Here is a 12796-nt window from a genome sequence, read left to right as displayed (position 1 = left end):
CGCTTGATTGCTGGTAGACAGGGGCGTCGCTGATGGATCGATTCAATGCGTGCGCGTTTCGCGCTTGACGATGCGGCTCGCGCGTCCGTCGATGCCCACCGGGACATCGCCGTGCACGGTCGCGCGCCTCACCACGCGATGCGCGTCGCCGTAATCGTTCACCGCATAGTGCTGCGTCGCGCGGTTGTCCCAGATGGCGACGTCGCCCTGCGTCCAGCGCCAGCGCACCGTGTTCTCCAGACGCGTGACGTGATCCTGAAAGAGCGCGAGCAGCCGGTCCGAATCGCGCTGCGACAGACCGGTGAAACGCTGCACGAAGTGGCCGAGCACGAGGCTGCGCTCGCCCGTCTCCGGATGCACGCGCACCACCGGATGCTCGGTCTCATACAGCGTCGAGGTGAACTGCTGACGGTACGCGCGGTCCGCTTCGGTGTCCGGCGTATTCCGCGCGGCGGCGTAATCGTAGGCGTTCGAATGCAGCGCCCACAAGCCGTCGGCGAGTTCGCGCAAGGCTTGCGGCAAGTGCTGGTACGCGGTGGCCGTGTTGGCCCACACGGTGTCGCCGCCAGCGGGCGGAATCACCACGCCGCGAAGAATCGAAATTTTCGGGTAGGCATCCACGAACGTGACATCCGTGTGCCACGAGTTCGCGCGCGCGCCATGCTTCGAGTCCAGTTCGAGCAGGCGGCTGCCGCTGGAAAGCGAAGGCACCGTCGGATGCGCGACCGTCTCGCCGAAGCGCGCGGCAAAGGCTTCTTGGGCGGCGTCGTCGAGATGCGACTGGCCGCGGAAGAACAGCACCTTGTGCTGAAGCAGCGCCGCGTTGATCGCGCTGACGGCGGCATCGTCGAGATCCGGCGATAGTGTCACGCCGCGCACTTCCGCACCGATGCGCCCGCCTATCGGACGAACGTGAAACGGCTCGTGTGACGTGGCCGGCTGGCGAGCGGCGTCGGCACCGGTGTCGTGATTGCTGTCGGTGGAGGATTCGTTGGCGAGCGAGACGGTAGAGGACATCGAAGGCTCCGTTGATCGTGGTTTCGGCTGGGAGAAAACATTGAAGCATCTCCTCACGGCCCGACCAACGAAGCGTTTCGACTTAGCTTTACAGCGTGGACGTCATGCGCAAAGCTTGTGCGTACTCCTGCAGCCCGCCGATGCTCTCTTCCAGTTCAGCGACCAGTTGCACCATGAGTTCGGCTGCGGGCAGTTCGCGTGCGAGCGCCGCAGCCTGGCCCGCCCATTGCGCGCCGTAGCCGAACTCGCCTTTCGCCTTCGCCGCCGCGTGCAGCGCCTTTCCAGCGTCGTAGGTGATCGGATAATCAGGGTTCGGCGGTGCGCCCGCGCTGCGTCCCAGCTCCGTGAACTTGTTGACGATGCCACGCGCGACGCGGCCCGAGATCGCGGCGGTGAACGTGGTGCGGTTCGCGGCATCGCTCAGGATGGCGCGGCGAAAACCGGCGTCGATCGACGTCTCCTTGCAAGGCACGAACGCTGTGCCCAATTGCGCCGCCTGCGCGCCGAGCGCGAGCGCCGCCGCGATGCCCGCGCCGTCCATGATGCCGCCCGCCGCGATCACCGGCAGATCGAACTGGCGCGCGATCAGGCGCGTAAGCGCGAAGGTGCCGATGCGGTCGTCGTCGGCTTCGGTATCGAAGACGCCGCGATGCCCGCCTGCTTCGATACCCTGCGCGATGATCGCATCCATGCCCGCAGCGGCGACCTGCTCCGCTTCGCGCAGATTCGTCACTGCGGCCATCAGCGTGATGCCGGCCCCGCGCAACGCATCGACATACTGTTTAGATGGTAGTCCGAAATGAAAGCTGACGATAGCGGGTTTCTCTTCGACGAAGACCTTCAGCATGGCTTCATCGACCACGAAGCTCGTATAGATTTCGCCGAGCTTTTGCGGCGGCTTCGCGTCGTATTGCGCGAAGAGCGGCGCAAGCCAGTCGATCCACGCTTTCTCGACCGCCTCCTTCGCTTGCGCCGGACGATGACAAAACACGTTGATGTTGAACGGCTTGTCGGTCAGCGCGCGCGTTTCGCGGATCACGTTGCGCGCGCTTTCTGCGTTCATCGCGCCGACGCCGAGCGAGCCGAGCCCGCCCGCATTCGATACGGCCGCCGCGAGCGCGGGCGTGCTGACGCCTGCCATCGGCGCCTGAATGATAGGCTTCGTGATGCCGAGCAAGGGCATCAATGTGTTGCGCCTGGTCTGCTGGGTCATGTGGATGTCCTCCCGAAGGCTTAAGGGTGCCGATGCATCTTGACCGCTTGCGCGAACGTGGTCAACCGGCACGCCGAACAGCACAACGCCCGCTTATTCCAGTGGAACAAGCGGGCGTTGTGTTCATGCACTCAAGTATTACTTCGCGGTCGGCATCACAAATTCCGCGCCCTTTTCGGTGCTTTCGGGCCAACGCTGCATGATCGACTTCTGCTTCGTATAGAAGCGCACGCCTTCCTCGCCGTAAGCATGCGTGTCGCCGAAAAGCGAACGCTTCCAGCCGCCGAAGCCGTGCCATGCCATCGGCACCGGAATCGGCACGTTGACGCCCACCATGCCCACTTCGATGCGTCGGCCGAACTCGCGGGCGACGTGTCCGTCGCGCGTATAGCACGCGACGCCATTGCCGAACTCGTGCGCGTTGACGAGATCCACCGCTTCGCTGAAGTCCTTCGCGCGCACGCACGCGAGCACCGGCCCGAAGATTTCTTCCTTGTAGATACGCATGTCGCGCGTCACGTGATCGAACAGCGTGCCGCCCGTGAAGAAGCCGTCTTCGTGGCCCGGCACTTTGAGGCCGCGTCCGTCGACGACCAACTGCGCGCCTTCATCCACGCCCATCGCGATATAACCCTCGATGCGTTCCAGCGCGGCGCGTGTGACGATCGGGCCCATTTCCGCGTCCTGCTCCATGCCGTTCTTCACGACGAGCTGACGGGCGCGTTCGGCCAGGCGCGGCACGATCTTGTCGGCGACATCGCCTACCAGCACGGCGACAGAAATCGCCATGCAGCGTTCGCCGGCGGAGCCGTACGCCGCGCCGATCAGCGCATCGACAGCCTGGTCGATGTCGGCATCCGGCATCACGACCATATGATTCTTCGCGCCGCCGAGCGCCTGCACGCGCTTGCCGTGCTTCGCACCGGTCTCGTAGATGTAGTTCGCGATAGGCGTCGAGCCGACGAAGCTGATCGCGCGAACATCGGGATGTTCGAGCAGCGCATCGACGACGATCTTGTCGCCCTGAACAACGTTGAAGATGCCGTCGGGCAAGCCCGCTTTCTTCAGCAGATTGGCCATGAAGAGCGACGCCGACGGATCGCGCTCGCTCGGCTTCAGGATGAATGCGTTGCCCGTTGCAATCGCGACCGGGAACATCCAGCACGGCACCATGCACGGAAAGTTGAACGGCGTGATGCCCGCGACGATGCCAAGCGGCTGGCGCAGCGTCCAGTTATCCATGCCCGTGGAGACCTGTTCCGTGAAGTCGCCCTTCAGCAGTTGCGGAATGCCGCACGCAAATTCGATGACTTCGATGCCGCGCGTCACTTCGCCCTGCGCATCCGAGAAGACCTTGCCGTGCTCGGCCGTGATGATCGCGGCGAGTTCGTCGCGGTGCTGATTCATCAGCTCGAGAAAACGCAGCATGATGCGCGCGCGGCGCAGGGGCGGCGTGTCGCGCCACGCGGGAAACGCGGCCTTCGCGCTCTGCACCGCCGCTTCAACGTCGGCTGCTTCGCCCAGCACGAGCTTGCGCGGACGCTCGCCGGTCGCGGGATTGAAGATGGGCTGCGAGCGTGTGCCCAAGCCGCTCACGCGCGCGCCGTGAATGAAGTGAACGACATCGGCGGTATCGTTGAAGGCTTGCATTTTGTCTCCTGGTTCCGAACGTTTCGGCAATGTCACCAGTTTAGGAAGCGATTCGCGCGGTGCAAAGGCGCTATGATTGAATTCGTTGTTCACTACGGCAAACAATCCGCGCATGGACGAGCAAAAGATCGAGGCGCTCTGGACGCATCTTCACTGGCTCACGGTGCTTGCCGAACAAGGCAGCTACACGGCGGCGGCGGCGCGGCTCGGCGTCAGCAAGGCGGCGATGAGCCAGCGCATCGCGGAGCTGGAGCGCGCGGCGGGCGTGCCGCTCGTCACGCGCACGACGCGCAGCGTGCGCTTCACGGAAGCCGGCCGCCGGCTCGTCGACGATACGCGCGCGCAATACGCGCAGATCGCGACGAGTTTTTCGAGCGTGCGGGAGATGGCGGGCGTGGCGCGCGGCCTCATTCGTATGACGGCGCCGGTGGCGTTCGCGCGGCAGCAGATCGTGCCGAAGCTGGCGGGCTTTCTGCACGCGCATCCGGAAGTGCGCGTGCAACTGGAGGCATCCGACCGGCTGACGTCGATTGCAACCGAAGGCTTCGATCTGGCCATTCGCCACAGCGCGCAGGCGCCGGAAACGCATGTCGCGTGGAAGCTGTGCGATACGCATTCGGTGATCGTCGCGACGCGCGCCTATCTGCGGCGGCGCGGCACGCCCGCCACGCCCGGCGATCTCGCCGTGCACGACTGTCTGTACTATCCGCGCACGCAGGCGGCGAGCATCTGGTCGTTCGTGCGCAAGGGCGCGCGCAAGACGACGGCGGGACCCTTCACGCTCGCGATCAACGGCGCGTTCTCCGCCAATAACAGCGAATTGCTGCGCGATGCGGCGCTCGACGATCTCGGTATCGCGCTATTGCCGGATTTCACTGCGCAAGCGGCGGTGCAGGCGGGCAAGCTCATCGTGCTGCTGCCGGACTGGCGGCCCGTGGGCGCGTTCGCGGATCAACTCTACGTCGTGCGGCCTTATGCGACGCACGTGCCGCGCGCCGTCGCGCTGTTCATCGGCTATTTGCGCGAGGCTTTCGCAGGCGGCTTTCCGCTTTGATGCGCGTTCGGCGCGCATAGAGGTTCACGTCACATACAGCAGACACGCCACCGACATCAGGCACGTGCACGCGCTCGCATAGAAAAACCACGTCGAGCGCAGAACGCCAAAGCGTGCGCGATCTTCGCCGCGCGTATCGGCGTCGTGAAGCTGCCACAGGTCCAGATAAGTCGTGATCGTGCACGAGAGCAGCGCGACGGCCGATAGTGAGGACACCAGAAAGAACAGGTTCCAGGCAAGATCGTTCATGATGAGGGCGTCGATAATGGTTCGGCACGCGGTGCCGTGACAAGTGACGACCGCAAGCGGACGAGATGGCGCGCATCCCGCACTTCGCGTCCCATATATTGAAGTATAGGGACGGACCATTGGCCGCACAACGACGGCAAACCCCAGTTAATAATACGAACGATTGCTCACGGCGCTGAATGCCTGGCCCTCACAAAAAAAAACGCGCCCACGAAGGAGCGCGTTTTCGTTTCAGCAATCAGCCGATGTCGATGTTCAAACCTTCTGCACTGATGCCTCATAGATCTCGTTGATGGACTCCGCGAGCGTCGCGTTGAATTCGCTGTCGCTCATCGACTTCTTCAGCTCGTTGATCAGCGCGCGCGAGAAGCTCGCGATCATGCCGTGGTTTTCGGCGAGACGCTTGCACGCGTCCGTGCGCGAATAACCGCCCGACAGCGCGACCACGCGCACGACGCGCGGATGCTCGATCAGCGGCCGATAGAAATCGGCTTCGTCCGGAATGGTGAGCTTGATCATCACGTTGCTCGATTCCGGCAGCGCGTCGAGGCCCTTGAGCAACTCGTCGCGCAGAATTTTTTCCGCGCCTTTCTTGTCCGGGCTCTTGATCGAGACTTCCGGTTCGAGAATCGGCACGAGACCCTGCGCGATGATCTGCGCGCCCACTTCGAACTGCTGCTGCGCGACCGCCGCGATGCCCTTCTCGTTCGCCTGATGAATCACCGAGCGCATCTTCGTGCCGAACACGCCGAGTTTGGCGGCGCGCTGCAACAGCGCGTCGAGGCCGGGAATCGGCTTCATCCTCTGGACGCCGTCGGCTTCGGTTTCGAGACCCTTGTCGACCTTCAGAAACGGCACGACGCCGCGGTCTTCCCACAGGAACGTGGGCACCGACTTGCCTTCGGCTTCGCCGTCCATCGTGCGCTCGAACAGAATCGCGCCGATCACCTTCTCGCCCGTGAAGGCGGGCGCGGTCATGATGCGAACGCGCATGTCGTGCATCAACTTGAACATTTCGGCGTCGCCGTTATAGGCGTCGTCTGCGATTCCGTATTGGCGCAGCGCGCCGGGCGTCGAACCGCCGCTTTGATCCAGAGCGGCGATGAAACCCTGCTTTTCCGCCATCTGCGCCAGCATCTTTTCGTTAGCCACGAACATCTCTCCTCAAAGTTCAAACACCGGAGCGTGCAAGCACGGTCCGGGCTTCTGGTTCAACTCCTTCAAGTTTAAAGGTTTTGAGGCGTGGCTTTCTCGTGCAAATCCGCCATTTCCCCGGCGTTGCAGCCATCCTGGCGCCTCATTGGCGCGCGAGTCGCGGCAGATCGGATCAGGAAGCGGCGGAGTTCAGGTCGCCGGCAGCGACCGGCTCGGTCGTGGGCGCGCCTGCTCGCCGGAGCGCCGTGGCGGCGCGGCGAAGAAGGGAGGGCGCGGCGGGCTGCGCCGGGGCCGATTCGGGCGTTTCTGCCTCCTGAGGCACTTCGGGCGCTTCGGGCGCTTGCGGAACCCGCGCCTCGCGCGCGTTGGCGCATCGCTCGTTCAGTTGGCGGCGCATCTCCGGATGGTCGATGAGCGCCTGCGCCATCGCCATTCCATGCTCGAATTGCAGCGCGTAGGCGATATCGGCGAAGTTCTCGTAGCGGCCGCTATCGGCCAGTTCCAGCGCCAGCGTGACGGTGCGCTGGCGTTTCCATGCGGCGAGATCGTCGTGGCCCGTGCTCACACATGCCTCTGTTGGCAATGAGGTGCCGACGATGTTAGCCCGAGCGCCGCGCGTTCTCCGTTGTCATGTCACAACAAGCGACACAAAAAGTACGACGAGACGCGCGGGCGTCGTTTTCCCGCATGACCGTTCGTTCCGGCCGCCTCACCACGCCGCCGCGAACGCCCGCACCGCGCGATTGAATGCGCCGGGACTGGCCACATTCATCCCGTGCGATGCCCCCGCGATTGTCTCGCGTTGCGCGAATTCGATCCATTCTTCGAGTTTGTCGACGTTGTTGCGGAACATGCGCGGACTCTTCTGCCCGTCGATCAGCAGCGTGCGGCACTTGATGTCCCGCGCCGCCTCCCGCGTGTAGGCGGGCAGCGGATCGCGAAATTGCTTGGGCAGCGTGAGCGCGTTGTCGAGCGCCATTCGCCGGAAGCTCTCCGTGCTCTTGCGCCAGAAGCCGGGCATGCTGACCGAATCGACGAACATTTCGAGGCCGGCGTCGAATTCGCCTGCTTCGATCAGTTCCGCGACGCGGGTGCGCAGCGCGTTCGCCGCGGGTGGAAGCGCGGCGGGCGTGGCCTGCGCCGACGTTTGCAGCGGACCGCCGGGGTCGGCGAGTGTCAGCGTCTTCACGAGCCGCGGATACTCGCGCGCCAGATGAAACGCGATGCATCCGCCGCGCGAATGCCCAACGAGATGCACGGGCGCCAGATCCAGCGCGGCGATGAATTCGGCCATTTCCGCGACGTGCGCTTCCCAGCCGAATTCGCCCTGCACGTACGCATCGACGGCGGGCCAGTAGTGGCTCAGGCTCGGCGCGATGCAGCGAAAGTGCTCGCCAAGCGGCGCAAGCTGCGCATTCCACCAGCGGAAATCGCAGAGGGAACCGTGAACGAACAGTAACGGCTCGCCTTCGCCGCATTCGACGTAAGGCACCGAGATGCCCGAGGCGACCGTCGCGAAAGACGGTTCGGGCAGGGTTTGCACTGCGGCCAGCACGGCGGGATCGGTACGCGCGTTCATCGGTTTGCTCCTTTCCTGCACTATGCTCCGCGCCGATGCAAAAGAAAATCGCATAATATTGATAGAATCGTTCGGATTTTCTGATACAAACGCCGACCTTCTGACGTGAAAGCCCTCGACCTCGATGTCCTCGCGATGATCGTCGCCGTCGCCGATACCGGCAGCATCAGCCGCGCGGCGGAATTGGTGCATCGCTCGCAGTCGGCTGTGAGCATGCAGATCAAGACGCTGGAAACCGCGCTCGGCAAGGCGCTTTTCGTGCGCAAGCCGCGCAGCGTCGTTCCCACGCAGGACGGCGAAGTGCTGCTGACCTACGCGCGCCGCATGATCGCGCTGCGCGACGAGGCGTGGGCGGCGGTCGTGCGGCCGGACGTGACCGGGCGCGTGGTGATCGGCGTGCCGGACGACTACGCGTCGTCGCTGTTTCCGCCGATTCTCAAGAAGTTCTCTGCGACGTATCCGAAAGTCGAGATTCAGGTCGTCGGGCTGCCGAGCGCCGCGCTCGCGCCCATGCTGAAAGACGGCGCGGTCGATCTCGTCTGCGCGACGCGCATCAAGGGCATCACGGGCGAATTCCTGCGCCACGAGCCGATGGTCTGGGCCGCCGCGCCGAGCGCCAACGAAATCTGGCGCGAACGGCCGTTGCCGATCGCGGTGTTTCTGCCGGGCAGCGTCGCGCGCGAGAACGCCATTCACAGTCTGGAGCGGGCGCGCATCGGCTATCGCACGTCTTACGAAAGTCCGAGCCTGCTCGGTCTTCTGACGATGGTCGAAGCCGGACTCGCCGTCGCGCCGCTCGCGAAGTGCGCGGTGCCGTCGCGCTTCACGCTGCTCGGGCAGGCGCACGGCCTGCCGGAAATCGCGGCGCTGGAAGTGGTGCTCGCGCGCAGTGCGGCGTCGAGGCGTCCGCCGTGCGATTTCCTCGCGGAACGCATCATCGCCGAGTTGCGGCGCTGAGTTCCGCTTCGATGGCGCCCACGCGCCGCGACGCCCACGCGCGCAGCAACGCGTTCGACGCGACGAGCGGCAGCGACGCAGCCATGATGCGATAGACGTCGTTGCGTCGAATCTTCGAGACGCGCGCGGGGTCGAGCCACGCGTCGTTACGCGCGAGCAGCGCCAGCGTGTCGAGGCCGATCATGATCGGCCACAGGCACGCGAGCCGCAGCCGCACCGCGCTCGCGGGAATCGCCACTGTGTAATCGAGCGCGTCGCGATACAGCGAGAGCGTCGTGTGCAGCAGATCGGCAAGCACGGGCCGCGCACGCGCCGACGCGCCTGCGTCGAGCAGATCGGCTGGCGTCAGACCGTGACGCGCGAGCATCTCGGCGGGCAGATAGCATCGGCCGATGCGCAAGTCGCGGGCGCAATCGCGCAGCACGTTTGTCATCTGCAACGCTTGTCCGAAGCCCACGCCGCGCGAGAGCATCGCGTCGGGCGCGGCTTTCAGCGTGCCTGGGCTATGCGCGTAGGTCATTTTCGTCCAGAACTCGCCGACGCATCCCGCGACGAGATACGTGTAGCGGTCTAGTTCGTCGAAGCGTTGCAGCGCGATGACCTGGCCGGATGTTTCGTCGGGGAACGTGCGCAGATCGAATTCCATGCCGGTCGTCAGCGTCGTGACGATATCGCGCACGGCGGCGCGGTCGGCGGCGTTCAGCTCGCGCAGGATTGCGAGCGCCGCGCCGAGCGATTGCAGCAGCGTGCGTTCGTCGGGTTGCGCCTGCTGCCCCGCCACTTCACTTTCGATGCGTGCCAGCGCGCCGTCCTCCGGCTCGCCGTTGACCTGCGCGCGCAGCGACAGCAGCAGATCGAGACGCCGCCCGGGCAAAACGAGCGACGTATCCGCGATGGTATCGGCGGCACGCGCGAGCAGATACGCGAGTCCGATGGGATCGCGCATGCCGGGCGGCAGAATGCGCAGCGTCAGATAGAAAGACCGGGAGACGCGCTTCAGTAACGGGCCAAGCAGAAACGCGCGGGGTGATGGGTTCATGTGTCGGATCGGATGACTCGGCGAGGCGCGCGGCCGTGCGCGCCGCCGCATTGTATCCGTCCGGGTGCGTTCGCTCGTGCATTCGTTGCGCTAGTGCTTGTGCGCCGCCGTGCGATGCCGGGCGTGCGAGAGATGCAGTGTGACCGGCTTGACCGCCGTCTTTGCATGGCGAATCCGGGTCCGGCCCGGTGCGGTGTGTGGCGGGGATGCGTGTGCTGGCCGGGCGTGCGTCGATGCGTGCGTCGGCGCGGCGCGGGTCGATGCAAGCGGGGGCGATGCGTGCGACGGCTCGGCGCGGGTCGATGCGAGCGTCGGCTCCGCGTGCGACGGCTCGGCGCGCGCCGATGCAAGCGTCAGCTCCGCGCCGGTCGATGCGAGCGTCGGCGATGCAGGCGACGGCTCGGCGTGGATCGATGCGAGCGTGGGCGTTGCGAGTGCGGCCGATGAGTACGTGGGCGATGCGTGCGACAGCGCGGCGCGGGTGGATGCAAGCGTGGGCGATGCGAGCGTCGGCTCCCCGCCGGTCGATGCGTGCGCCGGTTCCGCGCCGGTCGATGCGAGCGTGAGCGATGCGCGCACCGGCTCCGCGCGGTTCGATGCGAGCGCCGTCGATGCATGCGCCGGCTCCCCGCGCGTCGATGCAAGCTTCAACGCCACGGGCGTCACCGGTTCGAGCACGACCCGCGCGCGTCCCGCCTGTTGCAGGCCGAGCACGCTCGCGGCGGCGAACGAAAGGTCGATCACGCGCGTCTTCACGAATGGGCCGCGATCGTTGATTCGCACGACGACCGACTTCGTTGCCGACATGTTGCTCACGCGCACGTACGAGCCGAGCGGCAGCGTCCGATGCGCCGCCGTGAGCGCGTGCATGTCGTACCGCTCGCCGCTCGCGGTGCGACGGCCCTGAAACTTGTGGCTGTAATACGATGCCTCGCCGACTTGCCGGAACGCAGCCGATGCATCGCCGGCCGAGGGTGCAGGCGACGACGACGGCGCATCCACCGCCCCCGACGCGCTATCAGGCGCCGATGCCGCCGGCGCGCTTTCCTCTTGCGGTTTTTTCTGCGGCGGCGGCGTTGCGGCCGCGGGCCGATGCGCCGCGCAGCCGCTCAGCAGCACCCACGCGCCGACCGATGCGACACCGGCCACGCGCGAGCGGCGAATCCATGCCTTTGCGACCATGAGCGAGCTTCTCCATGTAACGCCGGTTCATCCGAAACCGGCTCGCCCATAACGCCGCCTCGCCCGCGCAGTTGACCCGCATCGCGCAGAAATGACTCAACTTGACAGAAAACGCCCGTCCGACCTCAAACGTAGTCCAGCTTCGGATACCAGTCCGTGCCGCGCCCTTCCGGCGTCATGTCGAGCACGGTCCAGAGCGGCATCGGGTCCGGCGCGCCGCGCGGATCTTCGCCGGGATCGGCTGTCGCAAAGTCCATTTCGCCGCTCCAGAAATGACGGATCACGCCGTCGCGCCGCGTGAAGACGTTGAGCGCCGGCTCGTCGCCGCCGTCTGTCGACACAGCGTGGTAATCGCGGCTGAAGTTGCCGTTCGTGTCGGAATAGAGCTTCAGATCGCGCCAGCCGCGCGCCTTCTTGAACGCGACGAGCCTTTGCAGCGGCGAGCGCGCGATCACGGCGAGCGCCACGCGCTGTTCGATGTCGCGCGCTTCCCCTTCCCACGCCGATAGCAGCGACGTGCACATGGGACACGGCCGCTCGCGTTGCGGGCCGAACATGTAGCTATACGTCACGAGCGTCCCTTTGTCGCCGAAAAGACCGGCCATATCGACGACACCGCCCTCGCCTTCGAAGCGGAAATCGCCCGTCACTTCGCCGCCGGGCGGCAGCGCGCGCCGCATCTGCGCGACGAGTTCGATGTGCCGCCGCAACTCGATCTCCTCCGCGAGCAACGCGGTGCGCGCCCGGCGGTATTCGGCGCTTTCGTTCGGGAACCGCATCGTCGCGCGGCTGGCCAATTCGGCCGCCGCAACGGGTGTCGTCGCTGATGTCATGCTCCTTCTCCTTGGTTGAGATCGGCTCAATCGCGGTCCGGCGCGCCGAGCGGAAAGAGCGGCCGATACGGCCGCGCCTCGTCGACCGCCCGCGCGAACGAAGGCCGCGCGAGCAGCCGCTTGCGATACGCGATCACTTTCGGATACGCGTCGCCGATCCGATGCGTCCAGTCCGCGTAGAACAGGAACGGCGCGGCGGCGCAGTCGGCGAGGCTGAAGGCATCGCCCGCGGCCCATTCGCGGTTCGCCATCACGCGATCGAGATACGCGTAGGACGTGTCGAGCATCGCGCGGGCATCGGCGACGCCGCGCGGATCGCGTTCGTTCTCGGCGCGCATGCAGTCGAAGACGATCTTTTGCTGCGGCGTGGCAACGTAGTTGTCGAAGAAGCGGTCCATCCAGCGCACTTCCAGCGCGGCGCGCGGATCGTCCGGAATGAGACGCACGGGGCCGGGATAGAACACGTCCAGATATTCGATGATGACCGTCGCTTCCATGACCGGCTTGCCGCCGTCCACGAGCACGGGAAATTTCCGGATCGGCCACATTTCGATGAGTTCGCGCATGGACTGCGGCGCGTCGGGCGTGAGCGGCCGCCATGCAAAGGGCGTGGCGTTTTCGTAGAGCGCAATCAGCGCCTTCTGACAATAGGACGAAAAGGGATGTGCGTAGAGGATCAGGCTCATCGGGACGGACTCCGCGTTGAAATGTGAAACAAGTGGACGGCGCGATGCATGGCCGGTATAGCGACGACGAGCGGCGTGACGGCAAATCGACAGCTTCCCGCTGGCGAACCAGAAAATTTTGTTGTGCGATGCAGCGCGCTTACGCCGCGCATTGTGGCGGGCTCGCGCCTTTGCTACCGTGC

13 protein-coding genes are annotated in these 12796 nt (G+C 65.3%); 2 read left to right on the top strand and 11 right to left on the bottom strand.

What is annotated here, in order from left to right:
• Positions 1–42: 42 nt before the first annotated feature.
• The 3 genes from GV035_RS00945 to GV035_RS00935 form a co-directional block, all read right to left on the bottom strand.
• Complete coding sequence (locus GV035_RS00945) at positions 43–1017, bottom strand: TauD/TfdA dioxygenase family protein (RefSeq protein WP_159832676.1); 975 nt, start codon at positions 1015–1017, stop codon at positions 43–45.
• An 88-nt stretch (positions 1018–1105) separates the two neighbouring features.
• Positions 1106–2230 (bottom strand): NAD(P)H-dependent flavin oxidoreductase, encoded by a 1125-nt coding sequence (locus tag GV035_RS00940; protein ID WP_159832675.1) that lies wholly within the window; start codon positions 2228–2230, stop codon positions 1106–1108.
• 138 nt (positions 2231–2368) lie between these two features.
• Positions 2369–3880: a CoA-acylating methylmalonate-semialdehyde dehydrogenase gene (locus tag GV035_RS00935; RefSeq protein ID WP_159832674.1), complete on the bottom strand. Its 1512-nt coding sequence runs from the start codon at positions 3878–3880 to the stop codon at positions 2369–2371.
• Positions 3881–3992: 112 nt separating this feature from the next.
• Between GV035_RS00935 and GV035_RS00930 the strand changes: the two genes are divergently transcribed.
• A complete protein-coding gene (locus GV035_RS00930; RefSeq protein WP_159832673.1) occupies positions 3993–4934 on the top strand; it encodes a LysR family transcriptional regulator in 942 nt (313 codons plus the stop codon).
• Between the two features lie 24 nt (positions 4935–4958).
• Here the strand turns inward: GV035_RS00930 and GV035_RS00925 are convergent, their stop codons facing one another.
• The 4 genes from GV035_RS00925 to GV035_RS00910 form a co-directional block, all read right to left on the bottom strand.
• Complete coding sequence (locus GV035_RS00925; RefSeq protein ID WP_159832672.1) at positions 4959–5183, bottom strand: hypothetical protein; 225 nt, start codon at positions 5181–5183, stop codon at positions 4959–4961.
• 255 nt (positions 5184–5438) lie between these two features.
• Complete coding sequence (locus GV035_RS00920; protein WP_236572375.1) at positions 5439–6341, bottom strand: fructose bisphosphate aldolase; 903 nt, start codon at positions 6339–6341, stop codon at positions 5439–5441.
• 169 nt (positions 6342–6510) lie between these two features.
• Entirely contained in the window at positions 6511–6903 is a 393-nt protein-coding gene (locus tag GV035_RS00915) for a hypothetical protein (protein WP_159832670.1), read from the bottom strand.
• Between the two features lie 144 nt (positions 6904–7047).
• The gene (locus tag GV035_RS00910) at positions 7048–7917 is read right to left on the bottom strand and encodes an alpha/beta fold hydrolase (RefSeq protein ID WP_159832669.1); all 870 of its coding nucleotides are present in this window, start codon (positions 7915–7917) and stop codon (positions 7048–7050) included.
• Positions 7918–8052: 135 nt separating this feature from the next.
• Here GV035_RS00910 and GV035_RS00905 point away from each other — a divergent pair, with 135 nt between their 5' ends.
• Positions 8053–8874, top strand: a complete 822-nt coding sequence (locus tag GV035_RS00905; RefSeq protein ID WP_159834898.1) for a LysR substrate-binding domain-containing protein — start codon at positions 8053–8055, stop codon at positions 8872–8874.
• On the opposite strand, the gene GV035_RS00900 is transcribed toward GV035_RS00905, so the two are convergent.
• The 4 genes from GV035_RS00900 to GV035_RS00885 all read right to left on the bottom strand — a co-directional run bounded on the left by GV035_RS00900 (position 8852) and on the right by GV035_RS00885 (position 12614).
• Positions 8852–9913 (bottom strand): phytoene/squalene synthase family protein, encoded by a 1062-nt coding sequence (locus GV035_RS00900; RefSeq protein ID WP_159832668.1) that lies wholly within the window; start codon positions 9911–9913, stop codon positions 8852–8854. The genes GV035_RS00905 and GV035_RS00900 overlap by 23 nt on opposite strands.
• 90 nt (positions 9914–10003) lie before the next feature.
• Positions 10004–11095 (bottom strand): septal ring lytic transglycosylase RlpA family protein, encoded by a 1092-nt coding sequence (locus GV035_RS29005; protein ID WP_201303880.1) that lies wholly within the window; start codon positions 11093–11095, stop codon positions 10004–10006.
• A 125-nt stretch (positions 11096–11220) separates the two neighbouring features.
• Entirely contained in the window at positions 11221–11928 is a 708-nt protein-coding gene (locus tag GV035_RS00890; protein WP_159832667.1) for a DUF899 family protein, read from the bottom strand.
• Between the two features lie 26 nt (positions 11929–11954).
• Positions 11955–12614 carry a glutathione S-transferase family protein gene (locus GV035_RS00885; RefSeq protein WP_159832666.1) on the bottom strand — a complete coding sequence of 220 codons (660 nt, stop codon included), beginning with the start codon at positions 12612–12614 and terminating at the stop codon, positions 11955–11957.
• Positions 12615–12796: the final 182 nt, after the last annotated feature.

Source organism: Burkholderia sp. 8Y, assembly GCF_902506145.1.
In the GTDB taxonomy this organism is placed as follows: Bacteria; Pseudomonadota; Gammaproteobacteria; order Burkholderiales; family Burkholderiaceae; genus Caballeronia.
Note: the sequence above shows the minus strand (reverse complement) of the source record. Positions and strands in the feature narration are given on the sequence as shown.

What these genes read in the sequence shown, in the direction of transcription:
- GV035_RS00945 (WP_159832676.1), bottom strand. Translation starts at nt 1,017, where the DNA reads ATGTCCTCTACCGTCTCGCTCGCCAACGAATCCTCCACCGACAGCAAT.
- GV035_RS00940 (WP_159832675.1), bottom strand. Translation starts at nt 2,230, where the DNA reads ATGACCCAGCAGACCAGGCGCAACACATTGATGCCCTTGCTCGGCATC.
- GV035_RS00935 (WP_159832674.1), bottom strand. Translation starts at nt 3,880, where the DNA reads ATGCAAGCCTTCAACGATACCGCCGATGTCGTTCACTTCATTCACGGC.
- GV035_RS00930 (WP_159832673.1), top strand. Translation starts at nt 3,993, where the DNA reads ATGGACGAGCAAAAGATCGAGGCGCTCTGGACGCATCTTCACTGGCTC.
- GV035_RS00925 (WP_159832672.1), bottom strand. Translation starts at nt 5,183, where the DNA reads ATGAACGATCTTGCCTGGAACCTGTTCTTTCTGGTGTCCTCACTATCG.
- GV035_RS00920 (WP_236572375.1), bottom strand. Translation starts at nt 6,341, where the DNA reads ATGTTCGTGGCTAACGAAAAGATGCTGGCGCAGATGGCGGAAAAGCAG.
- GV035_RS00910 (WP_159832669.1), bottom strand. Translation starts at nt 7,917, where the DNA reads ATGAACGCGCGTACCGATCCCGCCGTGCTGGCCGCAGTGCAAACCCTG.
- GV035_RS00905 (WP_159834898.1), top strand. Translation starts at nt 8,053, where the DNA reads ATGATCGTCGCCGTCGCCGATACCGGCAGCATCAGCCGCGCGGCGGAA.
- GV035_RS00900 (WP_159832668.1), bottom strand. Translation starts at nt 9,913, where the DNA reads ATGAACCCATCACCCCGCGCGTTTCTGCTTGGCCCGTTACTGAAGCGC.
- GV035_RS29005 (WP_201303880.1), bottom strand. Translation starts at nt 11,095, where the DNA reads ATGGTCGCAAAGGCATGGATTCGCCGCTCGCGCGTGGCCGGTGTCGCA.
- GV035_RS00890 (WP_159832667.1), bottom strand. Translation starts at nt 11,928, where the DNA reads ATGACATCAGCGACGACACCCGTTGCGGCGGCCGAATTGGCCAGCCGC.
- GV035_RS00885 (WP_159832666.1), bottom strand. Translation starts at nt 12,614, where the DNA reads ATGAGCCTGATCCTCTACGCACATCCCTTTTCGTCCTATTGTCAGAAG.